General features: G+C 71.2%; 17 protein-coding genes. 4 read left to right on the top strand and 13 right to left on the bottom strand.

Translation table 11 applies throughout. The annotated features are described in order from the left end of the window. Positions 1-5: 5 nt before the first annotated feature. From ACZ6S6_RS23255 to ACZ6S6_RS23205, 11 genes are all read right to left on the bottom strand, one after another. Positions 6-980, bottom strand: coding sequence for an acetylxylan esterase (locus ACZ6S6_RS23255; protein ID WP_362959365.1), 975 nt, complete (start codon positions 978-980; stop codon positions 6-8). A gap of 4 nt (positions 981-984) precedes the next feature. Beyond that, positions 985-3,420 (bottom strand): polysaccharide lyase 8 family protein, encoded by a 2,436-nt coding sequence (locus ACZ6S6_RS23250; protein WP_469706805.1) that lies wholly within the window; start codon positions 3,418-3,420, stop codon positions 985-987. A 10-nt stretch (positions 3,421-3,430) separates the two neighbouring features. Then, the gene (locus ACZ6S6_RS23245) at positions 3,431-4,591 is read right to left on the bottom strand and encodes an SGNH/GDSL hydrolase family protein (RefSeq protein WP_469706804.1); all 1,161 of its coding nucleotides are present in this window, start codon (positions 4,589-4,591) and stop codon (positions 3,431-3,433) included. Beyond that, positions 4,579-5,658, bottom strand: coding sequence for a DUF1565 domain-containing protein (locus ACZ6S6_RS23240; protein ID WP_469706803.1), 1,080 nt, complete (start codon positions 5,656-5,658; stop codon positions 4,579-4,581). Before ACZ6S6_RS23240 ends, ACZ6S6_RS23245 begins: the two co-directional genes overlap by 13 nt. Then, the gene (locus tag ACZ6S6_RS23235; protein WP_362959354.1) at positions 5,655-6,257 is read right to left on the bottom strand and encodes a hypothetical protein; all 603 of its coding nucleotides are present in this window, start codon (positions 6,255-6,257) and stop codon (positions 5,655-5,657) included. Before ACZ6S6_RS23235 ends, ACZ6S6_RS23240 begins: the two co-directional genes overlap by 4 nt. Positions 6,258-6,260: 3 nt before the next feature. Continuing rightward, positions 6,261-8,240: a heparinase II/III family protein gene (locus ACZ6S6_RS23230; RefSeq protein ID WP_469706802.1), complete on the bottom strand. Its 1,980-nt coding sequence runs from the start codon at positions 8,238-8,240 to the stop codon at positions 6,261-6,263. Positions 8,241-8,243: 3 nt separating this feature from the next. Then, positions 8,244-10,031, bottom strand: a complete 1,788-nt coding sequence (locus ACZ6S6_RS23225) for a heparinase II/III domain-containing protein (RefSeq protein WP_362959348.1) — start codon at positions 10,029-10,031, stop codon at positions 8,244-8,246. Beyond that, positions 10,019-10,783 carry an SDR family NAD(P)-dependent oxidoreductase gene (locus ACZ6S6_RS23220; protein ID WP_469706801.1) on the bottom strand — a complete coding sequence of 255 codons (765 nt, stop codon included), beginning with the start codon at positions 10,781-10,783 and terminating at the stop codon, positions 10,019-10,021. The genes ACZ6S6_RS23225 and ACZ6S6_RS23220 overlap by 13 nt, the downstream gene beginning before the upstream one ends. A gap of 45 nt (positions 10,784-10,828) precedes the next feature. Beyond that, the gene (locus ACZ6S6_RS23215; RefSeq protein ID WP_362959342.1) at positions 10,829-11,752 is read right to left on the bottom strand and encodes a carbohydrate ABC transporter permease; all 924 of its coding nucleotides are present in this window, start codon (positions 11,750-11,752) and stop codon (positions 10,829-10,831) included. Beyond that, complete coding sequence (locus ACZ6S6_RS23210; protein ID WP_362959339.1) at positions 11,739-12,581, bottom strand: carbohydrate ABC transporter permease; 843 nt, start codon at positions 12,579-12,581, stop codon at positions 11,739-11,741. Before ACZ6S6_RS23210 ends, ACZ6S6_RS23215 begins: the two co-directional genes overlap by 14 nt. Before the next feature lie 138 nt (positions 12,582-12,719). Further along, positions 12,720-13,988 (bottom strand): ABC transporter substrate-binding protein, encoded by a 1,269-nt coding sequence (locus ACZ6S6_RS23205; RefSeq protein WP_469706800.1) that lies wholly within the window; start codon positions 13,986-13,988, stop codon positions 12,720-12,722. 225 nt (positions 13,989-14,213) lie between these two features. Here ACZ6S6_RS23205 and ACZ6S6_RS23200 point away from each other — a divergent pair, with 225 nt between their 5' ends. Continuing rightward, complete coding sequence (locus ACZ6S6_RS23200; RefSeq protein ID WP_362959334.1) at positions 14,214-15,326, top strand: LacI family DNA-binding transcriptional regulator; 1,113 nt, start codon at positions 14,214-14,216, stop codon at positions 15,324-15,326. 189 nt (positions 15,327-15,515) lie between these two features. Here the strand turns inward: ACZ6S6_RS23200 and ACZ6S6_RS23195 are convergent, their stop codons facing one another. Continuing rightward, on the bottom strand, positions 15,516-16,142 hold the full coding sequence (locus ACZ6S6_RS23195) for a TetR/AcrR family transcriptional regulator (RefSeq protein ID WP_469706799.1): 627 nt from the start codon (positions 16,140-16,142) through the stop codon (positions 15,516-15,518). Between the two features lie 120 nt (positions 16,143-16,262). Between ACZ6S6_RS23195 and ACZ6S6_RS23190 the strand changes: the two genes are divergently transcribed. Continuing rightward, positions 16,263-17,291: an aldo/keto reductase gene (locus ACZ6S6_RS23190; RefSeq protein ID WP_469706798.1), complete on the top strand. Its 1,029-nt coding sequence runs from the start codon at positions 16,263-16,265 to the stop codon at positions 17,289-17,291. 92 nt (positions 17,292-17,383) lie between these two features. Here the strand turns inward: ACZ6S6_RS23190 and ACZ6S6_RS23185 are convergent, their stop codons facing one another. Beyond that, positions 17,384-19,234 (bottom strand): serine hydrolase domain-containing protein, encoded by a 1,851-nt coding sequence (locus ACZ6S6_RS23185; protein ID WP_469706797.1) that lies wholly within the window; start codon positions 19,232-19,234, stop codon positions 17,384-17,386. 183 nt (positions 19,235-19,417) lie between these two features. Between ACZ6S6_RS23185 and ACZ6S6_RS23180 the strand changes: the two genes are divergently transcribed. Both ACZ6S6_RS23180 and ACZ6S6_RS23175 read left to right on the top strand, forming a co-directional pair. Beyond that, positions 19,418-20,527 carry an NAD(P)H-dependent flavin oxidoreductase gene (locus ACZ6S6_RS23180; RefSeq protein ID WP_362959322.1) on the top strand — a complete coding sequence of 370 codons (1,110 nt, stop codon included), beginning with the start codon at positions 19,418-19,420 and terminating at the stop codon, positions 20,525-20,527. Continuing rightward, complete coding sequence (locus ACZ6S6_RS23175) at positions 20,524-22,065, top strand: acyl-CoA synthetase (RefSeq protein ID WP_362959319.1); 1,542 nt, start codon at positions 20,524-20,526, stop codon at positions 22,063-22,065. The genes ACZ6S6_RS23180 and ACZ6S6_RS23175 overlap by 4 nt, the downstream gene beginning before the upstream one ends. The last annotated feature ends 44 nt before the right edge of the window (positions 22,066-22,109 follow it).

Here is a 22,109-nt window from a genome sequence, read left to right as displayed (position 1 = left end):
TACCGCTACCGCCCGAACGCGCCGCGCAGGGCTGCGATCTTGCGCGGCAGGTCGTACTCCGCGCCGCCCTCGTGGCCGTTGTACGTGAACACCTCGATCCGCGCCGGACCCGCATAGCGGTGGTAGGCGGCGAACACCGTGGACGAGGGGCAGATCTTGTCCATCAGCCCCACCGAGAACCAGGCCGGAGCGGTGGCCCGCGCCGCGAAGTTCACCCCGTCGAAGTAGGACAGGGTCTCCATCGCCTCGTCGATCCGGAACCGGTGCCCGGACAGCCAGCGGGCGATCTCCGCGTACGGCCCCGCGTCCGTGATCTGCGAGGCACGCCGGTAGTGGCAGAGGAACGGCACATCGGCGACGGTCGCCGCGACGTCGTCGCGCAGCCCCGCCACGGCGAGCGCGAGGCCGCCGCCCTGGCTGCCGCCGAGCACCGCCACCCGTGAGGCGTCCACCGCGTCGTGCGCCTTCACGGCGTCGACGGCCCGCACCGCGTCCGTGATCAGCCGGCGGTAGTAGTGCCGGTAGGGGTCCTCGATGCCCCGGGTCAGGAAGCCGGGGGAGGAGGAGCCGTTTCCGTCCGGGCCGATGTCCACCGTGTCGGCGGTGTTCTTGCCGCCGCCGCCCTGACCGCGGTTGTCCATGATCAGGTGCGCGTAGCCCAGGGCGCTCCAGGTGAGCCAGGAGTACGGGATGCCCCGGCCGCCGTTGTACCCGATGTACTGCACGACGGCGGGCAGCGGACCCGAGCGGAGCCGGGGCAGCATCAGCCACGCCTTCACCGGCTGTCCGCCCCAGCCGCGGAACGTCACGTCGAAGACGTCGACGGTGGCGAACCCGGCGTCGTACGGGACGAACTCGGCGTCCAGGCCGTGACGGGACGTCTCGGCGAGGGTCTTCTCCCAGAAGGCGTCGAAGTCGGCCGGCTCCTCCGGCTCCGGCCGGTAGTCGCGCAGCCGGTCCAGTGGCATGTCGAACAGCAAGGGTCTAGCTCCTCTTCAGGGTGAGGTTGAGGGTTGCGCCGTGGAGTGCGGCGGTGTCGGCGGTGATCCGGATGCCGCTGCCGGCCGGCGCGGCGCTCACACCCGGATCGGCGGAGACGACGGTCAGCCCCCGCAGCGCCAGGTCCAGCACCACGGAGGACCGCAGCTGGGTCGGGTCCGACAGCGACACGGTCACCGTCTTTCCCCCGGGCCTCACCAGGACCGAGGCCGGACCGTCCGCGGTGAGTTCCTGAGCGGTTCCCGCGGTCCAGAAGTTCGCGGCGAGCAGTCCGTCCGCGCAGCGGCGTACCGCGTGCACGGCGGTGGAGTCCGCGACCGGTTTCACCGGCGGCGCGGACGACCACTGCTCCGTGCGCCCGGCCGATGCCGCCGGGGCCTGCAGCCAGAAGTAGCCCGCCCCGCTCGGCGCGCTCCCGTGGTCCTGCCACAGCGTCAGATAGGGGCGGGTGACGGAGGTGTCCGTGCCGTACTTGAGGTTGATCTCGCGCCAGGTCGCGGTCCGGTCCTCGCGCAGGCCGTGCAGCGTGACGGGCTCCGGGAAGACGTAGCCGCCGGTCCCGGCGACATGCAGCCACCGCACCCCGTCCAGCCGCGCCGACCAGCCGGTGTCCGCCGGGGCGGCCTCGCCGTTGACGAGCAGCGCCGCCCGCGGGTCCCGCAGCTTCCGGTTCTCCACGACCGTCTCGGCCGTACCGGCGTCGGCGGTGATGCCCGAACCGACACAGGCGATGACGTCGTCCAGGCAGAACCAGCTCTTCAGACCGTGCAGCGAACCGCCGAACGCCCTCAGCTCCATGCCGTACGCGCCGAGCGTCGTCCCCGGCAGCGCGGCGCCCCCCGCCCAGTCGGCGGTGCTGGTGGTGCGCTGCCCCGCGGCGTCGTCGGGCCGGCCGGCGATGACCGTGGTGCCGGGCAGCCGCTCCGGGTCGACCGTCGGCCAGTAGTCCTCGCTGTAGTGGCCGAGGTCGTCGGTGTAGAGGAGCACCATGCCGTCGGAGAGGTGCCAGGCGTGCAGGTTCTCGTTCTGGATCGACTCGTAGTTGTAGATCCGGGACGAGTACGCGGAGATGCCGAGGGCGAACGAGGGCCGGTGGTGGGCCGCCTTGTCCATCCTGGGGTGCTGCTTGTGGACGACCAGCGGACCGCGCGCCGGCACCGGCGAGGCGATGACCTGCCGGGCGGCGACGAGCGAGGCGAGGTCGGTGACGGCGAGGAAGTCCCGGTAGGTGTCCTCGGCGATCCACTGCTTGACCAGCGCGGTGAACCGGTCGGCGGTCTCGCCGGGGAAGCCCGGGATCAGCCGGACCACCGCCTCGATGACCGTCTGCGCCGAGACGTGGCCCTGCTTGCTCGGGCGGGCGATCTCGCGCCCGCACACCGACGCCATGACGTCGCCGCGTGCCAGCAGCGGGTCGAAGCCCTCGTCGACCCAGCCGCGGACGTTGTCCAGGTCGGGATCGGTGACCGTCCACGCCGTACCGGCGAGAAGGTTCAGCAGCCGCGAGAGGTTGTTGAGCAGCTCCTTGCCGTAGCCGCCGTTGTACGGGTGCTTGTAGTGCTGGAGGAACGAGCCGTCGGAGTAGAAGCCCTCGCCGGTGCCCTCGGCCGCCGCGCTCGTGTCGTTGTGGGCCAGGACGCTGTTGGCGCCCGAACCCTCGACGTCCGAAAGAGCGTCACGGACGCGGGCCAGATCGTCCCCGTCGTCGCGGAGCACGGCGTTCACGGCGACGACGGTGGAGATCCACACCCGGTTGGCGCCGGTCGCGATCTGCCGGTCGGCCCGCCACAGGTTCGGGTCGGGCGTGTAGTGCCGGACGGCCTCGGTGATCCGGGCGAGCCGCTCGGCGCCGAGCACGTCGTGGAGCAGCACCGTCGCGTCGTTGAGCGCGAGCGCGGAGCCGATCTCCCAGTCCCAGTCGTTGTCGAACCGGGTGTGGCCGGGGCCGTAGCGGTTGGTCAGCATCCAGTCGATGCCGGCAAGCAGCAGATCGCGCAGCGCGGTGTCGCCGTACTGCGGGGTGCCGGGTACGGCCCACGCGGTCGCGACCGTGGCGAGCCGCTTGAACGACGTCGTGACGTGGTTGGAGAGCGTGGTGCTGGTCAGGTCCGGGAACAGTCCGTCGGTACGTGACGGGTCCATGCCCTTGGCGGAGGTCGTCGCGGCCTTGCCGGCCCTGGCCACGGCCGCGGCGATCTGCGGGTCCGTGAGATCGAGTCCGGGACCGCCGGTGAGCAGGGTGTGCCACCGGGTGCGCAGGGACGCGGCGTCATCGACGGCGGGGTCCCCGGCGGCGGCCTGCGCGGTGCCGGCCGGGAGGACGAGCGGCAGGGCGGCGATCGCGCCGAGCGCCGCCGCACCCGCGAGGACGGTGCGGCGGGTGGTGGTGCCGTTGGTGCTCCGGGTGGTGCCTGGGTTCATGGCGCTGCCCTCACAGAAGGTGTCGGCGGTCGACGGCCGCGGCGAGCGCCGCGTGGCCGGAAGGGTTGGGGTGGAGCCCGTCGCCGCTGTCGTACGCGGGCCGCAGCCGCTCCGGGTGGTCCGGGTCGCGCAGGGCCGCGTCGAAGTCGGCCACGGCGTCGAAGACCCGGCCGGTCCGCACCGCCGCGTTGATCCGCAGCCGCACCGTCTCCAGCTCGGGCGTCCAGCGGGTCCAGCCCCCGAACGGGGCGATGGTCGCGCCGACGGCCCGCAGCCCGGCGTCACGGGCGCGCAGCACCAGCTGCCGGTAACCGGCCAGGACGAGCGCGGGGTCGGTCTGGCTCGGCGGCTGCTGGAGGTCGTTGACGCCGAGGTGGACCAGGACGGTCCGCAGCCCGGGGAGCGACAGCACGTCGCGGTCGAATCGGGCCTGTCCGCCGGGACCGAACCGGGCGTCGTCCAGCAGCACCCGGTTGCCGCTGATCCCGAGATCGGCGACCGCCGAACCGGGCAGCCGCCCGGCCAGCCGGTCGGGCCAGCGCAGCCCGGAGTCGTCGGGTGTGCCGACGCCCTCCGCGATGGAGTCGCCGAGCACCGCGACCACCGGCCCGTGCGCGCCCGTCACCTCGACGCCCGTCAGCAGGTACACCGACGTGGTGCGCTCCCCGTCGACATCGTGCGAGGCATGGGTGTTGCGGTGGAAGGACAACGGCCCGGTCGGACCCGGCAGTCCGGTCCGCACCGTGAGCAGGGACGCCTCGGCGGCCCGCAGGCCGGCGACCGCGTCACTGGTCAGCGAGGCGCCCGTGGCGAGCCATGCCTGCCGTTGCCCGCCGAACGTCACGGGCCTGCCGCCCGCGGTCACCGGGCCGATCAGCACGGGCGCCGTTCCGAAGGCGTGCCCGTAGCGCAGCCGGAGCTGTCCGCCGGCCGACAGCCGGACGTTCGCGGTGAACGTCGCGTCGGTCAGCCCGGCGCTCGCCACCGGGTCGGTGTCGGTCGGCGCGGTCTGCGCGGTCGCCCAGGAGGTCGTCCAGCGCGAGCGGCGCGCACCGCCGGCCGGTCCGTCGGCGGCCCGAGCACCGGGCGCCGCCACCGCGACGGCGGCCAGCCCGGCCGCGGCCGTCAGTACCCCGCGTCTCGCGGGCCCCCGCCCGCTCACTGCGGGCACGCGCCGGTCGGGGCGTACTCGCTGCCGTAGGTGCCGACCGCGTCGCCGCCGGTGTTCCCGCTCATGGTGTTGGTGCAGACGGGGCCCTGCGGGGTGCGCATGAACTTGATGCCGCCGCCCGCGTTCCCGGTGATCGTATTGCCGTAGACGCTGGTCGCGGTGCCGTCGGTGGCGGTGTCACCGCCGAGCCGGATGCCCGCGCCGACGTTGTCGTGGATGGTGTTGTAGCGGAAGATGTTGCCGCTGCCGCGTGCGTCGAGTCCGCCGGAGCTGGGATCCTGCTGTTCGCCGCAGTCGTTGTACTCGACGTAGTTGTTGGTCGAGTTCTCCTTCACATCGACGCACTCGTTGCCCCGGGTGGCGATCGTGTTGTGGTGGATGCGGTTGTCGCGGCTGATGTCGGGGGCCGCGTCCGGAGCGCCGTTCGCGCCCTGCTGCTCGGGAGCCGTGCCGAGGTAGATGCCCTCGCCGTTCTTGCCGCCGCCGCCGAACTTGAAGTCCGCGACACCGCAGTCCGTGATCGTGTTGCCGGAGATCTCGGCGCCGGTCACCAGGTAGCGCACCCGCAGGCATTCGTCGGCCGCGTTCTTGAGCGTCATATCGGTGATGCGCAGGCCGCCCACACCGTTCCCGGGGGTCGTGCTCATGACATAAATGAGCTTGAGGCGGTACCCCGACACATCGGTGGACGAGCCGTGCAGCCCGTCCACGGTGAATCCGCTCAGGGTCGTCGAGTCGTGCCGCACCTGGATGATCCGGGTGTCTCCGGCGCCCTTCACCACGGCGTTCGACGGGCCCGTGACGGTGACCCCGGCGCGCTTGGTGACGACATCCTGCTTGTACGTGCCTGCGGCGAGGTTCACCACCGCGCCCGCCGGCGCCAGATCGACCGCCTTCTGGATCGTGGCGAACGGGGACCCCGCCGACGTACCGGAGTTGTTGTCGCTGCCGGACGGCGACACGTAGTAGGAGGTGGCGGTCGTAGCAGCTACCGACGGCGGGGCGAGGGCGAGCGGGGTACCGACCGCGAGTGCGGCGACGAGGGTGGTGCGCAGTGCGTGGCTCATGGGGTGTGCCTCCTGGGATCAGCGAAGGACAGAGCGAGCAGTACGGGAATGCTCGGGCCGAGAAGCAGTGGCCCCAGCGGTACGACGAGAGAGAGCAGTACGGCGGAGACCACCGCACCGAGCAGGGCGGTGCCTCGGGCGGCCGAGCCGAAGCCGAGCGCCAGCGCGCCGCGGGTCCAGCTCCGGACGGTGCCGCCGGGTGCCCGGCCGGCCTCGGCCGCGAGCGCCACATGGTGGATGACCAGGGCGGCCGCGATGCCCGCCTGGGCGGCGAGCAGTAGATACGTCCAGGGTTCGGAACGGCCCAGCAGATAGACGATGTTGGCGGTCAGGACGGCCGCGGCCGCCGTGGAGGCGAGCCCGTGCCGCCACAGGGAGCGCCAGTACCGCGGGAAGGACGCGAAGGTGTTGGTGAAGCAACCGCTGTCGCCCTCGGCCCGCCACCGCTGTAGCCCGTGCGCCATCGCGGCGAGCGCGGGCAGCCAGGTCACCACACCCAGCGACAGCACGACGAACGCGGCCCCGGCGGCGGCCGGGTAGGCCACGAACTCCAGCCGCCGCAGCAGCGTCGGCCAGTTGGACGAGAGGGTTGCCTGCATGGGTCAGCCGACCTTTCCTGTGTACGGTTCCGGCACATCGAGGAGCACCGTGCCGTCCATTTCGAGCCGGGTCGCCGCCACCACGTACGGATCGCCGCCCGAGGTGAGCAGTACGGCCGCGGCGTCGGCGCTGACGCCTTCGGTACGGATCCGGCGGGCGACGGGGGAGAGCAGCACGGTCTCCGTACCGAAGGTCACTCCCTGACCCTGCGCGCACGGGACCCGCTCGGAGTCCGTCTCCGTTCCCGGAACGATCGCCGTGAGGAACAGCCCATCCGTGGAGCGGGCGGTCGTCGAACGCAGCGTGTGCAGGGTGCGGGTGAGGCTCAGCTCCGGCGTGCTGGACGTCGGATTGGCCACCACCTCGGTGACCTCGCTGACGGTCCGGCCGTCGGTGGGCGCGAACTGCCGCACCCGCGCGGTGGCCTCCCCCGACCGGATCAGCCGGCTGCCGTCGGGCCGGGCCTCCGTGGGCCCGTCGGTCTGGAGCAGGAACGTCCACTCACGTGCCGCTTCCGCCTCTGCGAGGTCCAGCAGCACCAGCCGCCCCGACGGGGTGAACACCAGCGTCCGGTCCAGCCGCCGCACCCCGAGCGCGGGGTCGTACATCGCGGCGATCTCCGCCGTGGCGTGCGCCCACCCGCAGTCGGGGGAGACCAGCACATCGCGCTGCCTGGCCTGCCGCTCGAACGGGATGTCCCGGTACACGTGGTACCGGTCCTCGTCCGCGTACCCCTGCCCGTCCACCAGCAGCAGATTGTGATGGGCGGCCCGCTTGCGGTTGCTGTAGCCCTCGTCCACCGCGAGGAACGCCCCCTGCGAGACCAGCACGAAGGAGCCCGAATCGGGGTGGTGGTGCCCCTGGTTGAGCGTCTCCCAGCCCAGCTCGGCCCGGTGCTTCGCGGCCGTCTCCCAGGCCCGGTGGCCACCGCCGGGGCTCGCCTTGAACGAGACCAGGGTGGCGTCGTCGTCCCACCCGGTACGCGCGGCCAGCAGCCCGAGGTCCGGGAAGAACGCCCGGGTCTCGGTGGGCCTCGCGGCCTCCACGGAAGGGTCGTACCAGAGGTATTCGAGGTAGGCCTCCGGCAGGATTCCCGGCCGTACCCCGCTCTCGGCCGCCTCCTTCCACAGCAGCTCGCCCGATGCCAGATCACCCATCCACTGGGCCTCCGGGATGCGGTACTGCGCGCCCAGGCGGTAGTACAGACCGGCGCTGTGGCCGCTGCGCCGGTCGTGGCAGTCGCCGTGGTCGACGTTGAACGCGAAGCCGGGCGCCGTCTGGTGCAGCCGGTAGCGGAACGTGTGGGACATGAATCCGCCCCGGTCCCACCAGTCGATGCCCTCCGCCTCCTGGAGGAGGTCCAGGTGGATGGCGAGGAAGGGCACGCCGTAGCGCCAGTACACGACGCCCTCCGCGTGCGAGCCGTCCTCGGGCATCAGGTCCAGGACGGTCCCGAGGTTGTCCTTGGAGCGCTCGGTCCACTCCTCCTTGCCCAGCACGTATCCGGCCGTCGCCAGGCCCGCATAGCAGATCCAGTTGTGGTTCTGCCAGTACGACGAGGACCACCAGCGGCCCTCGCTCGCCACCGCGAACTCGTACATCCGCCGCCCCTGGAGCAGCAGCTTGTACCGCAGCAGCGCCCGTACCCCGTCCGGCAGGTCGTCGCCGATCCACTTGTAGGCCAGGGCCAGATGGTGCAGCAGCCAGCCGGCGTCCAGATCGTGGTCCGGCATATGGGCCTTGCCCCAGTGGGGCAGCCGCACCGCGGCCTCGATCCAGCGCCGGCTCTCCGCCAGCTGGGCCGGATCGCCGCCGACCCGGTAGGCCAGCGCCGGGTTGGAGGCCGCGGGGCCCAGCCAGGTGATGCTGGCCAGGGGGTGCGTACGCGGCGGGGTCAGCCCGCGGTGGCGGGTGGCCTCCTCGTACAGCCGCACCTCCTGCGCGGGGCGCGGTCCTGGCGGCGGGGTCGCCGAGAGCAACAAGGGTCAGTCCTCCGATCGGAACCGTGCGGTGCTGCCGTCGGCCAGCCGGACCGTCAGCCCGTCGTCCGCCAGCCGTACGTCCGTGACGGCGGGCCCGGCCGACCCGGCCTGGTACACCGAGGCGAAGACGGCTCGGTCGGTGACGGCGGTGAAGTCGACGCGGGTCCGCACCCGCTGGGGGTCGTCGGCCGGGCCGGGACCCGGAGTGCTCACCGGGCGCACCGGGACCGCGGCGCGGTGCGTGTGCCAGCCGTGCAGGGTCTGGTCGCCGTACCAGGTGGTGCGTACCGGACCGGTGGCCTGGACCTGGACGTCCAGGGCGGTGCCCGGACGCAGCTGCGCGGTGATGCGCCGGTCCTCGCCGGCGGTCACGGTCAGCAGATCCACCAGGAAGCCCTCGCCCGCCACGATCCGCCGGACCGCGCGCACTCCCTCGTACGCGGTGGTCACCTCGGCGGTCACCGAGCGGTCGTCCGAGCCCAGCAGCGTTCCCGTGCACTCAGCCTGCTCGGCGCCGTCCACCCGGAACGCCGGATGCGCCTCGGTCGACGCGTACAGGTCGCGGAACTCGGCGTGCGCGTAGGGGACCTGTCCGGGGTCGGGCTGCCACGGGGTGGTATCTCCGTAGAGATAAAGAGACAACTTGTCCCGATGGCCGTGCGAGCCGCCGTGCGGACCGAAGTCCAGCACCGCGTGGATGCCCGCGACGCGCAGCACCGCGTAGCCCGCGGCCCCGAACACCGTCAGCGCACCGGGCGCGGGACGGGCCGGCAGCGCCGGGCCGGCGAACCAGCCGCCCAGCTCCCGGTCGAGACCGTCGTCCGCGTCACCGAGCTCCGCACGGGCCCGCCCGGCCACCGCTTCCAGTGCGGCGGACGGCACCAACTGCTGTGCCAGCGAGACCAGTTCGAGCCACTCCAGAGCCAGCGGACGGCGCAGATACGGACCGTCGTGCAGCGCGGGCAGAATGCCGCCCGGCGTCGCGATCGTCGCCAGCACGTCCGTCATCCCGGCCAGCACACCCACCACGTCGGCCGGAACGGCCGCCGGATCGGTGCCCCGCAGCGCCAGCAGCGCCGCCCGCAGGACGAACCCGTGGTAGTAGGTGCTGCCCTCCCACTCCCAGCCGTCCTCGGCGACCGCGACCCGCAGATGCGCGTACAGACCGTGCTCGCCCTCCAGCCACTCCTTGCCGCCGTCCCACTGCCGCCCGCGCGCCGCGGCGGCGCCGCGGCCGGCGGCCACCCCCGCGGCATTGAGCCACGCGGTGTAGTTCGAGGCGAGCTGCCCCTTCCCGGTCAGCACGTCCCGGGCGTCCAGGGCCGCCCGCTCCAGCGCGTCGAGGAGCGGCAGTACGCCGGCCAGGTCATCCGTGCCGTCCTCGGCGAGCGTGATGACGGCGTGGCCGATGTTCACCGCCCAGATCGCGTCGGTCAGCGCCTGGTGGAAGAGCCGGCCGCGCAGCATCCAGCCCTGCGCCTCGCCGTGCCGCGCGGTGGCGAGTTCCTCGTACAGACCCGCGTACTCGACGAGCCGCGCCACTGCCTCGGCGCGCTCGCCGCCATGGGCGAGCACCCGCAGATGCCGCGCCCACGCCTGGTGCGACAGCACCAGCCAGGCGCCGCGCACCGCCTCGTTGTCCACCCGGCAGCCGTACGCACAACGCGCTCCGCCCTCGGGGAACACCCCGCCCAGCACATCGCCGTGATCCAGCTCCACACCGTGCGCCGGGCACACGTACGCATGCCACCAGCCGCCCCGCTCCCGGGCGATCCGCCTCAACGCGGCCACACGCCACCGTCGATGTCCACCGTGGTGGCGGTCAGGAAACCGGACGCGGGCGACGCCAGGTGGACGACGGCCGAGGCGACGTCCTGCGGAGTGCCTGCCCGGCCCACCGGGATGCCCGCCTCCATCGCCTGCTGGGCCTGCGGAGCGGTGAACGTGTCGTGGAAGGCGGTGCCCTTGATGAAGCCGGGGGCCACGGTGTTCACCGTGATGCCGGTGCCGCCCAGCTCCTTGGCGAGGCCCTTGGTGAATCCCCGGATGCCCGCCTTGGCGGCCGCGTAGGCGACCGAGCCGGGGCCGCCGCCGTTGTGCGCGGCCAGCGAGGACATGGTGATGATGCGCCCGGCCGACGACTTGGCCAGATGCGGCAGAGCGGCCCGCACGGTGCGGAACGTCGAGGTCAGATTGGTCGAGATGACCTGGTCGAAGTGGTCGTCCGACATCTCGGCGATCTTCTCCCGGCCGATCAGGTGGCCCGCGTTGCAGACCAGGACGTCCAGGCCGCCGAGGAATCCGGCCGCCTCCTCGACGAAGCGGTCCACCTCGGCCGTCACCGTCACATCGGCCTGGAACGCCTTGGCCCGCCGGCCCAGCGCCTCGATCTCGGAGACCGTCTTCGCGGCCTCGTCGGCGGAGGAGTGGTAATGGACGGCGACATCGGCGCCGGCCTCGGCGAGGGCGACGGCGATGGCACGGCCGATGCCGTGGCCCGCTCCGGTCACCAGCGCGCGGGAACCTTGGAGATCAGCAGACATGGGGGGTAAACCTTTCGATAACCGGTCGCTGAGGACCGGGACCGGTCACTTGAGACCGGCGGTTGCGAAGCCCTGCACGAAATAGCGCTGGCCGATGAGGAAGAGAACGACCATGGGCAGGGTGGCGAGCGTGGTGCCCGCCATCAGGAAGTGCCACTGGGTGCCGTTCTCGGTCTTGAAGACGGAGAGCCCGACCTGGATCACCCGGAGGTTGTCCGAATGGGTCACCAGCAGCGGCCAGAGGAAGTTGTTCCACGACGACTCGAAGGTCAGCAGCGCCACCGTGATGAACGCCGGCTTGACCTGCGGAGACATGATCCTGGAGTAGATCCGGAACTCCCCGAGCCCGTCGAGGCGGGCCGCCTCCTCCAGCTCCACCGGCAGATCCAGGAAGAACTGCCGGAAGAGGAAGACCGCGAACGGGGTGACCGCGCCGGGCACGATGAGCGCCCACCAGGAGTCCAGCCAGCCGCTGCCGCCCTGGCCGAAGAGGTCGTTCCCGCCGGCCAGCGGCATGAAGCGGACGATCAGGAACTCCGGCAGCACCTTGGTGTACGTCGGGATCATCAGCGCCGCGATGAAGAGGTAGAAGATGACCTCGCTGCCCCGGAACCTGATCCGGGCCAGTGCGTACCCGGCCATCGATGCCACCAGGACGTTGATGGCGGTGTGGCTGAACGCGATGATGAAGCTGTTCCGGGCGTACGTGGCGAAGGGCGCGGCCCTCAGCGCTTCGGCGTAGTTGCCGAACTCCCAGTGCTCCGGCAGGAGTCCGGCGTCCTGCGACGCGATCTCCACCGGCGTCTTGAGCGAGGTCAGCACCATCCAGATGAACGGCACCACCATCAACAGCGAGACGACGCAGAGCGTCAGGAGGAGCGCGATCCGGCCGGTCGAGCGGCGCCTGCCCTTCGCGGCGGGCCGGGGCGGACGTACGGCCCCGGGCTTGTGGAGCTCAGCTGTGGCCACGGGTGCCTCCCATGATCCGCCGGTTGACCAGGGTGAAGCCCATCAGCAGGACGAACAGCACCAGGGACTGGGCGCAGGCGTAGCCGACGCGGAACTCCCGGAAGGCGGACTTGTAGATCTCATACGTCATCATCGTGGTGCTGTTCGCGGGCCCGCCGTCGGTGAGGATGTAGATCTGGTCGAACGACTGGAACGCGTTGATCATCGAGGTGATGAGCACGAAGAACGTCGCGGGCTTCAGCAGCGGCAGCGTGATCGAGAAGAACTGCCGCACCTTCGAGGCGCCGTCCACCGAGGCCGCTTCGTACAGTTCCTTCGGCAGGGACTGCAACGCGGCCAAGTAGATGAGCATCTTCATGCCGATGCCCTGCCAGATGCCGACCAGGATCACCGAGGGCATCGCCCACGAGGTCGACGACAGCCAGGCCGGACCGTCGATTCCGAGGAACGAGAGCAGGGTGTTGAGCAGCCCGTTGCCCGGGTTGTAGATCCACAGCCAGACCAGGGCGATCGCGACCGTGGCGGTGACCTGGGGCAGGAAGATCGCGGTGCGGAAGATGCCCCGCGCCTTCAGGCCCGTGTGCAGCGCCAGCGCCACCAGCAGCCCCAGCATCATGCCGAACGGCACGGTGAAGAAGGTGTAGATGACGGTGTTCACGATGGACTTGCGGAACACCGCGTCGTCCAGCATGTCCCGGAAGTTGTCGAGCCCCACGAACTGCGGCGCCGTCAGCACGTCGTACTTCGTGAAGGCCAGCGCCACCGCGGCCACGACCGGCAGCCCGATCCAGAGGGAGGCGTGCAGCAGGGCGGGCGCCACCATCAGCATGCCGGCCCGTCGCCTGCGGCGCCCAGGGCCTGTCGGGGTCCTGCCGGTGCGCCGTTTACCGGACGCGTATGGCTCAGTCGGGGAAGGCGGCCGCGCGGGCCGTGCCTTCACTACGGATGTCGCTGTCACAGTGACGCCTCACATCCGGCCGATGGCGGCCTCGGCCAGCCGGCCGAGTTCCGCGATGGCATCCTTCGCGGACTGATTGCCCACGATCGCGGGTTCCAGCGTCGGCTTGATCTTCTCGCGGATCTCCATCCACGCGGCGGTGCCGCCCTCCGAGCGCGCGGCGCTCATGTTCTGGAGGGAGAGGTCGACGAACTTGTTCTCCTTCACATAGCCGCTGTCATTGAGGTCCTTGAGCCCCGGTACGGAACCGCGCTGCTTGGCGGCGCCCAGGATCGATTCCGGGGTCGCGAGGTACTCGACCAGCGCACGCGCCGCCGCGGGGTGCTTGGAGCTCGCCGACTGGGTGACCAGCGTGCCGCCCTGGAGCATCGCCGGCCGGCGGTTGGCCAGGATGAAGCAGCCGAGGGTGTCGTCCTTCAGCAGGTCCGGCGACTGGCTGCGGACCTGTTCCCACAGGGCACTGGTCGTCATCATCATCGACGCCTTGCCGGTCTGGACGTTCGACGGTGCGCCGGCGTCCGTCTTCTTCGTGTAGTCGGCGGAGCCGTCCTTCGTCAGGTCCTTGAAGAACTGCAGCGCCTCGACGCCCCGGTTGTCGGTGAACAACACCTTCTTGCCGTCCTCGCTGAACAGCTGACCGCCGTTGGCGAAGAGGAAGGTCTCCCAACACTGCCGCAAATCAATGGAGAACGGGTCGAAACCGATGCGGCCGTCCTTCGTCAGCTGCTTGGCCACGGCCCGCAGCTCCGCCCAGTTGGCCGGTGTCTTCTTGATTCCGGCGTCGGCGAAGTGGTCCTTGCGGTAGACGACGATGCGGGTGTCGAGGACCACCGGCAGCGCGTACAGCTTGCCGTCGTAGCGGGAGGGTTCCAGCACCCGCTTCTCGTAGTCGTGCGCGGTGGCGAACTTCTCGGGGAGTGGGGCGATCGCCTTCTTGGCCGCGAACGGCGGGATCCAGCCGACGCCCATCATCAGCACGTCGGGCAGCAGGCCGCCCGCGAGACCCGTGGTGATCTTCTCGTTGAGCTGGGCATACGTGGTGTAGTCCACGTTCACCTTGACGTCCGGATACTTCTTCCGGAAGCCGCCGAGGATCTCCTTCTCCAACAGCGTCTTGCCGTCGGCACCTTCGTAGATCGGGGTGAGCAGCGTGATCTCACCCTCGGCGGGACCGTCGGCGGAGCCGGCCGCCGAGGACCCGGTGCCGCAGCCGGAGAGTGCGGCCGCGGCGGTACCGGCGCCGATGGCGGCGAGCAGCGACCGTCGTTTGAGTTCCATGGGCACCCCTTTTGAGGTGGAGGCAGTGGATCGATCCAGCGATGGCAACTCGGCCATGGCTGAGAAGCGCTGGTAAATCGATGCACTGAGACTAGGAACGCTCCGAGAGGCGCGTCAACAGCTGATGCACAACAATTTTCAGGGAAGTTAACGGGTATACCGGTGAAGCAAGTTCAGTAAATCGGTACACTAGTCTGGCTGAACGCGTTCCGAACCGGAGGTGGCATGAGCGGGGTAACGATCCATCAGGTCGCGGAGGCCGCGGGAGTATCCGCGAGCACCGTGTCGAACGTCCTCAACGGGCGTACGGACCGTATGCAGGCGGCCACCCTGGCCCGCGTGGAGCGGGTGATCGAGCAGCTCAGCTACCGGCCCAACCGCGCGGCGAGGATGCTGCGCACCGGCCGGATCAAGGTCATCGGCCTGATCGTGCCGTCCGTCGCCAACCCCTTCTGGGGCGCGCTCGCCCGGGAGCTGGAGGCCATCGCGCTCACCGAGGGCTACCACGTACTGCTCTGCAACAGCGAGCGAGACCCGGCCCGCGAGCTCAAGTACAGCGAGGAACTGCTCGCCGACGGGGTGAGCGGAGTGGTGCTCTGCTCCTCGCTGCCCTCGCTCGACCATGTGGCGCCGCTGCTGGGCCGCGGGCTGAAGATGGTCGCCTTCGACCGCACCGCCCAGGCGGGTGACCCGCCCTCACTGTCCTCCATCAGCGTCGACAACGCGATGGGCGCCGAGCTCGCCACCCGTCACCTGCTTGAGCTGGGACACCGCAGGCTGGCGTTCGTCTCGGGCTCGGTCAACAGTGTCAACCGCCGCGAGCGGCTGCGCGGCTTCCGGGCCGCCCTGGAGTCGGCCGGCCTCGACCCGGCCGACGCGATCGTCTGGCCGGGCGCCGACACCGCCGAGTTCGGCGACAAGGACGCGGCCGAGCTGGGGCGCAACGCCGCCCGCGAACTCCTCGGCCGCCCGCGCCCGCCCACCGCGTTCGTCGCCATCAACGACATGTGCGCGATCGGGATCTGCCGGGGCGCGAAGGACGCAGGGCTCAGCGCCGGACAGGACGTCTCCGTGGTCGGGTTCGACGACATCCTGCTCGCCGACCTCTTCGAGCCGCCGCTCACCACGGTCCGCCAGCCGCTGCCGGAGATGGCCGCCGAGACGTTTCAGCAGTTGCGCGCCCGTATCGACTCGGCCCCGGTCGCGGGGCGTTCGCTCCTGATCAGGCCGAGGCTCGTCGTACGGGAGTCGACCGCGCCCGCACCCGCCGGGGCGACGGTCCCGGCGAGCCGTGCGCGCATCGGTGAGCCGGCGGCCCCGACGGGGGCACGCGGGTGACCGGGGTACGGCAGGCGCGAGGGCGCCGCCACGGGGGTGCGCCCTCGCGGCGGTGACCGGGCGGGCTTTCCGGGGCGCGGGCGCCGAGTGGCCGCCGCGCCCCGGAAGCGCGGGTCAGGAGGCGGTGCGGGCGCCGACGGCGGTGCCGAAGTACCGGCCCTTGGCGGCGGCCGGGTGGGGAATTGACGATCAGTTTCCCCGGGGCCGGGCGCCGTAGCGCAGCCCGTCGACGAGTAGTGCGACCATCCGCTGCGTGTGGCCTTCCCCGTCGTCATGGGCGGGCATGGCCAGGTTGCCCGTGGCGCGCAACAGGTCGTCCGGGTCCGCGTCGGAGCGGATCTCGCCGGCTTTCACCGCGGCGTCCAGGAGTGTGCCGAGGACGGGTACGAAGCGCTGCTGGAAGTACCCGGGCAGGGTGTCGTAGGCCCGGTCACCCGAATGGAGGGCGGCGCTGAGCCCGCGCTTCGTGCCAATGAAGACCGCGAAGCGTTGAAGCCATCTGGCGAGCGCCTCGGCCGGCTCGTACCGCGCCGCGAGCGGTGCCGCGGCGTCGGCGCAGGCGTCGACTTCGTTGCGGAAGACCGCGGCGATGAGGTCGGAGCGTTGTGGGAAGTGCCGGTAGAGGGTGCCGGCGCCCACGCCCGCCCTGGCGGTGATCTGGCGTACGGGTGCGTCCACCCCCGAGGCGGCGAAGACCTCCGCGGCCGCCGTGAGCAGGGCGTCGGTGCTGCGCTGCGCGTCGGCGCGCACCTTCTTGCGGGGCTGCGCCGCCCCGGCCGTGCCGGCGCCGGTCTCCCGGTCCGTGTCCTCGTGCACGATGCCCCCTTGCTAAACGGAACACTGTTCCGTATCGTCTGGACGGAACGCTGTTCCGTTTGTGCCAGCGTAACGCTTGGACGCGTTGTGCAGGGCACCGGCCAAGACACGAGGAGACTCATGAAATACCGCACTCTGGGCCGAACCGGCATCAAGGTCAGCCCGTACTGCCTCGGCGCGATGATGTTCGGCGCCGCGGGCAACCCCGATCACGAGGACTCCGTCCGGATCATCCACAAGGCGCTGGACGCGGGGATCAACTTCGTCGACACCGCCGACGCCTACTCGCGCGGTGAGTCCGAGGAGATCGTCGGAAAGGCGCTCAAGGGCCGCCGGGACTCGGTGGTGCTGGCCACCAAGGCCCACCTCCCGATGGGCGACGACCCCAACCAGCAGGGGAATTCACGGCGTTGGCTGGTCCGTGCGCTGGACGACTCGCTGCGCAGGCTGGGGACCGACCACGTCGATCTGTTCCAGGTCCACCGGCCCGCGCCCGACACCGACGTGGAGGAGACCCTCTCCGCCCTCACCGATCTGGTGCGCGCGGGGAAGGTCCGGGCCATCGGCGCCTCCACTTTCCCGGCCTCGGACATCGTCGAGGCGCAGTGGGTCGCCGAGCGGCGCGGCCTGGAGCGGTTCCGTACCGAGCAGCCGCCGTACTCGATCCTCAACCGGGGGATCGAGCGCGAGGTACTGCCCGTCTGCGAGCGCTACGGCATGGGCGCCATGGTCTGGAGCCCGCTCGCACAGGGTCTGCTCACCGGCCGCTTCCGCAAGGGCCGGGCCACCGACAGCCTCCGGGCGGGCCGCGGCTACCGGCACCTGACCGACGAGCGCCGGCTCGACACGGTCGAACAGCTCATCCCCGTGGCCCGGGACGCCGGGATGTCGCTGACCCACCTGGCGATGGCCTTCGCCATCGCCCATCCCGGCGTCACCTCGGCGATCATCGGCCCGCGCACCATGGAGCACCTCGATGACCTCCTCGCGGGCGCGGGGGCCGTGCTGAGCGACGAGGTGTTCGACCGGATCGACGCCATCGTGCCTCCCGGCACCGACGTGGGGATGCTCGACATGGCCTACGACCCGCCCGCCATCGGGCAGGCCGCACTGCGCCGCCGCCTGCCCGACGAGCGCTCCGCCGCCTGATCCGGCCCGCCGGTGATCCGCCGGTGGTCCGCCGGTGATCCGTCCGCGGGCCGTCTCCGGGCCGGACAGGCGCCGGTTCCAGTCGGTTCGCGTCAGTTCGCCGAGGGGGACCATCCGTTCGCGTCGATGCGGCGGGCGTCGCCCGGCCGGCCCTCGTCGAAGACCGTGCGGCCGCCGTCCTCGACCCGGATCGCGTCGACGTAGACCCCACGCCCGACGTACAGCTGGTCCGTGGCGTACCGCCAGCGCAGCCGCACCTCGGTGCCGTGCCAGGCCGACAGGTCCGCGTCCAGCCGGTGCCAGACGCGGCCCGACCAGCCGGAGACGGAGCCGTCCGGATGGGGTTCGGGCCGCGGCCGCTGGTCCTGCGGCGTCGGTACGGTGGTGAAGGGCACCGGCTGCCAGCTCGCCCCGGCGTCCGTCGAGCCCTCCAGGAGAAGGAAGTCGGAGCCCGGTTCGGTGTCCCACCACAGGGCGCAGCACAGCCGGGCGCGCGAGGACGCGAGAGCCAGCGGGGGCAGTGCCAGTGTGGCCGATGACGCACTGGCGAGGCCGGAGAACCATGCCGTACGCCCTCGGGCGGGCGGAACCGCGACGGCGCGCGCCATCAGGTTGGCGGTGGCGACGCGCGGCGCACTGCCGGAGCGCCAGTCGCGCACCGGGTGGACCGAGTTGCCCAGCACGATCAGGAACGAGTCGGTCGTCGGGTCCAGGACCAGGCTGGTGCCGGTGAACCCGGTGTGGCCCGCGGTGCGCGGGGTGGCCATCGCCCCCATGTACCAGTGCTGGTAGAGCTCGAAGCCGAGGCCGTGCGCGTCACCGGGGAACGCCGTGTTGAAGTCGGTGAACAGCAGGTCCACCGAGTGGGCGGAGAGGATCCTCGCGCGCCCGTACACCCCGCCGTTGAGGAGTGTGCGGGCGAGGATCGCCAGGTCCCAGGCGCACGAGAAGACACCGGCGTGACCGGCGACGCCGTCGAGGCTGTACGCGTTCTCGTCGTGCACCTCGCCCCAGACCAGCCCGCGGTCCAGCCCGGACCACGGCGGTCGCGCGTCCTCGGTCGCGGCGATCTTCGGTTTCCAGGAGGCCGGCGGGTTGTAGCGGGTGCGGTGCATCCCGAGCGGAGCGGTGATCTGCTCGCGGAGCAGTACATCCTCGGTGCGTCCGGTGATCTTCTCCAGCACCAGCTGGAGCGAGATCAGGTTGAGGTCGGAGTAGAGGTACACCGTGCCGGGCGGGCTCGCCGGGACCTCGTCCCAGATCAGCGCGAGCTTCCCCTCCCGGGTGGGCGCCGAGTAGAGCGGAATCCAGGCTTGGAAGCCCGAGGTGTGCGTGAGCAGCTGACGGATCGTGATGTCCTGCTTGCCGCCCCCGGCGAAGTCGGGGAGGTACGAGGCGACGGTCGCCTCCAGCTCCAGCCTGCCGCGCTCGATCTGCTGCACGGCCAGGATCGAGGTGAACAGCTTCGACACCGACGCCAGGTCGAAGACCGTGTCCTCGGCCATGGGGATCTGCTGCTCCGGCGGGAACTCCACGCCGGTGTCGGTCTTCTCGTCGTACGCCGCGTAGCGCAGTGCCTTGCCGATCGGCCGCTGCAGCGCGACCGTCCCGCCCCGCCCGGCGAGCAGCACCGCACCCGCGTACCAGGGGTGCCCGGGGGAGTCGGCGAGATATCTCTCGGCCTCCGTGACCAACTGGTCAAGCGGCTCCTGAAGCAGCCCGGCACGGGCGGCGGACCCACGCCGCAGCGTCGGCCGGTTCTGCCCGGACGGCGACCCCGCCGCGGTTCCTGCGCGCATCTCCGACGCCCCCGCCCCCGACTCTGTGGCAGACGCCCGCTCCGCGAACGGAATCGGCGCCAGGGCGAGTGCTCCGCCCAGGGCCAGCATCCCACCGCCCAGCCTCCGCCGGCTGATGCCCCCGCCCGCCGTGTCCTCGGTCATCCGGAACCCCTTCCCACTGCCTGAAAGTAACTTTCGAAATCTCTTCCGGTACTGAAACTTCCTGCCGGACCAGAGGGTACTGTCACTCTCCGCCGCCCCGGAGGCCCCTGGAGCCACAAAGAATCTGACACTGCATCAGAAAATCTCTTCCTTCGGCTGTCCGACTGCGGCATCCTGCCGCCCATGGAGACGGAGCTGAGCAAGAAACTGGGGATCGAGCACGCCATCTTCGGCTTCACGCCGTTCCCCGCGGTGGCCGCGGCCATCACCCGGGCCGGCGGATTCGGCGTGCTCGGTGCGGTCCGCTACACCGCCCCCGACGACCTCGCACGCGACCTCGACTGGATGCAGGAACACACCGACGGCAAGCCCTACGGCCTCGACGTCGTCATGCCCGCGAAGAAGGTGGAGGGCGTGAGTGAGGCCGATGTCGAGGCGATGATCCCGGCCGGACACCGGCAGTTCGTCCAGGACACCCTCACCAAGCACGGCGTCCCCGAACTCGCCGAGGGCGAGGCCTCCGGCTGGCGCATCACCGGCTGGATGGAGGAGGTCGCCCGCAACCAGCTCGACGTCGCGTTCGGCTACCCCATCAAGCTGCTCGCCAACGCGCTGGGCTCACCGCCCGCCGACGTCATCGCCCGCGCCCACGACCAGGACGTACTGGTCGCCGCCCTCGCCGGCAGCGCCCGGCACGCCCGGCACCACGCGGACGCGGGCATCGACGTCGTCGTCGCCCAGGGCTACGAAGCGGGCGGCCACACCGGGGAGATCGCCTCCATGGTGCTGGTCCCGGACGTCGTCGACGCGGTCGGCCCGCTTCCCGTCCTCGCCGCGGGCGGCATCGGCAGCGGTGAACAGGTCGCCGCCGGGCTCGCCCTCGGCGCCCAGGGCGTCTGGCTCGGCTCCCTCTGGCTCACCACAGAGGAGGCCGACATGCACTCCCGCGCCCTGACCGCCAAACTCCTCGCCGCGGGCTCCGGCGACACCGTCCGCTCCCGCGCCCTCACCGGTAAACCCGCGCGCCAGCTGCGTACCGAGTGGACCGACGCCTGGGACGACCCGTCGGGCCCCGGCCCGCTGCCCATGCCGCTCCAGGGGCTCCTGGTCGCCGAGGCCGTCTCCCGTATCCAGAAGTACGAGACGGGCGCCCTGCTCGGCACCCCCGTCGGCCAGATCGTCGGCCGGATGAACACCGAACGCAGCGTGCAGGCCGTCTTCGACGACCTGACCCGCGGCTTCGAACGCGCCGTGGACCGGATCAACCGCATCGCCGGACGGAGCACCGCATGAACCAGCCGCCCAACGGCTTCTGGGCCCAGGCCACCGCCGACCCCGACCGTACGGTCCTGATCGCACCCGACGGCGAGAACTGGACGGCCGGACGGCTGCACGCCGATGCCAACCGGATGGTCCACGGACTGCGCGCGGCCGGCCTTGAGGAGGGCGACGCCTTCGCCGTCGTCCTGCCCAACGGGGTCGAGTTCCTCACCGCCTACCTCGCCGCCTCGCAGGCCGGGTTCTACCTCGTCCCGGTCAACCACCACCTCATCGGTCCCGAGATCGCCTGGATCGTCTCCGACTCGGGCGCCAAGGTGCTCATCGCCCACGAACGCTTCACGGCCGCCGCGACCGCCGCCGCCGACGAGGCGAAACTGCCGGCGAGCCACCGCTACGGCGTCGGTACCGTCGAAGGCTTCCACCCGTACGCCGAACTGCTGGAGAACCGGCCGGTATCGCCCCCCGAGGGACGCACCCTCGGCTGGGTCATGAACTACACGTCCGGCACCACCGGCCGGCCGCGCGGCATCCGGCGCCCGCTGCCCGGAAAGCTGCCCGAGGAGACCTACCTCGGCGGCTTCCTCGGCATCTTCGGCATCAAACCGTTCGACGGCAACGTCCATCTGGTCTGCTCACCGCTGTACCACACGGCGGTCCTCCAGTTCGCGGGAGCCGCCCTGCACATCGGCCACCCGCTGGTCCTGATGGACAAGTGGTCGCCCGAGGAGATGCTGCGGGCGATGGACACCCACCGCTGCACCCACACGCACATGGTCCCCACCCAGTTCCACCGCCTTCTCGCCCTCCCCGAGGAGGTGAAGCGGGGTTACGACGTCACGGCGATGCGCCACGCCATCCACGGGGCGGCCCCCTGCCCCGACCACGTCAAACGGGCGATGATCGACTGGTGGGGCCAGTGCGTCGAGGAGTACTACGCGGCCAGCGAGGGCGGCGGCGCCTTCGCCACCGCCGAGGACTGGCTGCGCAAACCGGGCACCGTCGGCCGGGCCTGGCCGATCAGTGAACTCGCGGTCTTCGACGACGAGGGCAACCGCCTCGCGCCCGGCGAGCTCGGCACCGTCTACATGAAGATGAGCACCGGCGGTTTCAGCTACCACAAGGACGAGGGCAAGACGAGGAAGAACCGCATCGGGGACTTCTTCACGGTGGGCGACCTCGGCATCCTCGACGAGGACGGCTACCTCTTCCTCCGCGACCGCAAGATCGACATGATCATCTCGGGCGGGGTCAACATCTACCCCGCCGAGATCGAGAGCGCGCTGCTCACCCACCCCGCCGTCGCCGACGCCGCCGTCTTCGGCATTCCGCACGCCGACTGGGGCGAAGAGGTCAGAGCGGTCGTCGAGGCCGCCGAGGGGCACGAGGCGGGTGACGCGCTCGCCGCCGAGATACTCGGCCACTGCGACGCGCAGCTCGCCGGGTACAAACGCCCCAAGACCCTCGGCTTCATCACGACGATGCCCCGTGACCCCAACGGCAAGCTGTACAAACGGCGTCTGCGCGAGCCCTACTGGGAGGGACACGCCTGACGCCTCTTCCGGGGTCCGTCCACCGCGCGGGCCCCGGCCACCTC

This window comes from Streptomyces sp. NPDC048671, from assembly GCF_055587045.1.
Note: the sequence above shows the minus strand (reverse complement) of the source record. Positions and strands in the feature narration are given on the sequence as shown.

What these genes read in the sequence shown, in the direction of transcription:
- ACZ6S6_RS23250 (WP_469706805.1), bottom strand. Translation starts at nt 3,420, where the DNA reads ATGAACCCAGGCACCACCCGGAGCACCAACGGCACCACCACCCGCCGC.
- ACZ6S6_RS23240 (WP_469706803.1), bottom strand. Translation starts at nt 5,658, where the DNA reads ATGAGCCACGCACTGCGCACCACCCTCGTCGCCGCACTCGCGGTCGGT.
- ACZ6S6_RS23235 (WP_362959354.1), bottom strand. Translation starts at nt 6,257, where the DNA reads ATGCAGGCAACCCTCTCGTCCAACTGGCCGACGCTGCTGCGGCGGCTG.
- ACZ6S6_RS23220 (WP_469706801.1), bottom strand. Translation starts at nt 10,783, where the DNA reads ATGTCTGCTGATCTCCAAGGTTCCCGCGCGCTGGTGACCGGAGCGGGC.
- ACZ6S6_RS23210 (WP_362959339.1), bottom strand. Translation starts at nt 12,581, where the DNA reads ATGCTGATGGTGGCGCCCGCCCTGCTGCACGCCTCCCTCTGGATCGGG.
- ACZ6S6_RS23205 (WP_469706800.1), bottom strand. Translation starts at nt 13,988, where the DNA reads ATGGAACTCAAACGACGGTCGCTGCTCGCCGCCATCGGCGCCGGTACC.
- ACZ6S6_RS23200 (WP_362959334.1), top strand. Translation starts at nt 14,214, where the DNA reads ATGAGCGGGGTAACGATCCATCAGGTCGCGGAGGCCGCGGGAGTATCC.
- ACZ6S6_RS23190 (WP_469706798.1), top strand. Translation starts at nt 16,263, where the DNA reads ATGAAATACCGCACTCTGGGCCGAACCGGCATCAAGGTCAGCCCGTAC.
- ACZ6S6_RS23185 (WP_469706797.1), bottom strand. Translation starts at nt 19,234, where the DNA reads ATGACCGAGGACACGGCGGGCGGGGGCATCAGCCGGCGGAGGCTGGGC.
- ACZ6S6_RS23180 (WP_362959322.1), top strand. Translation starts at nt 19,418, where the DNA reads ATGGAGACGGAGCTGAGCAAGAAACTGGGGATCGAGCACGCCATCTTC.
- ACZ6S6_RS23175 (WP_362959319.1), top strand. Translation starts at nt 20,524, where the DNA reads ATGAACCAGCCGCCCAACGGCTTCTGGGCCCAGGCCACCGCCGACCCC.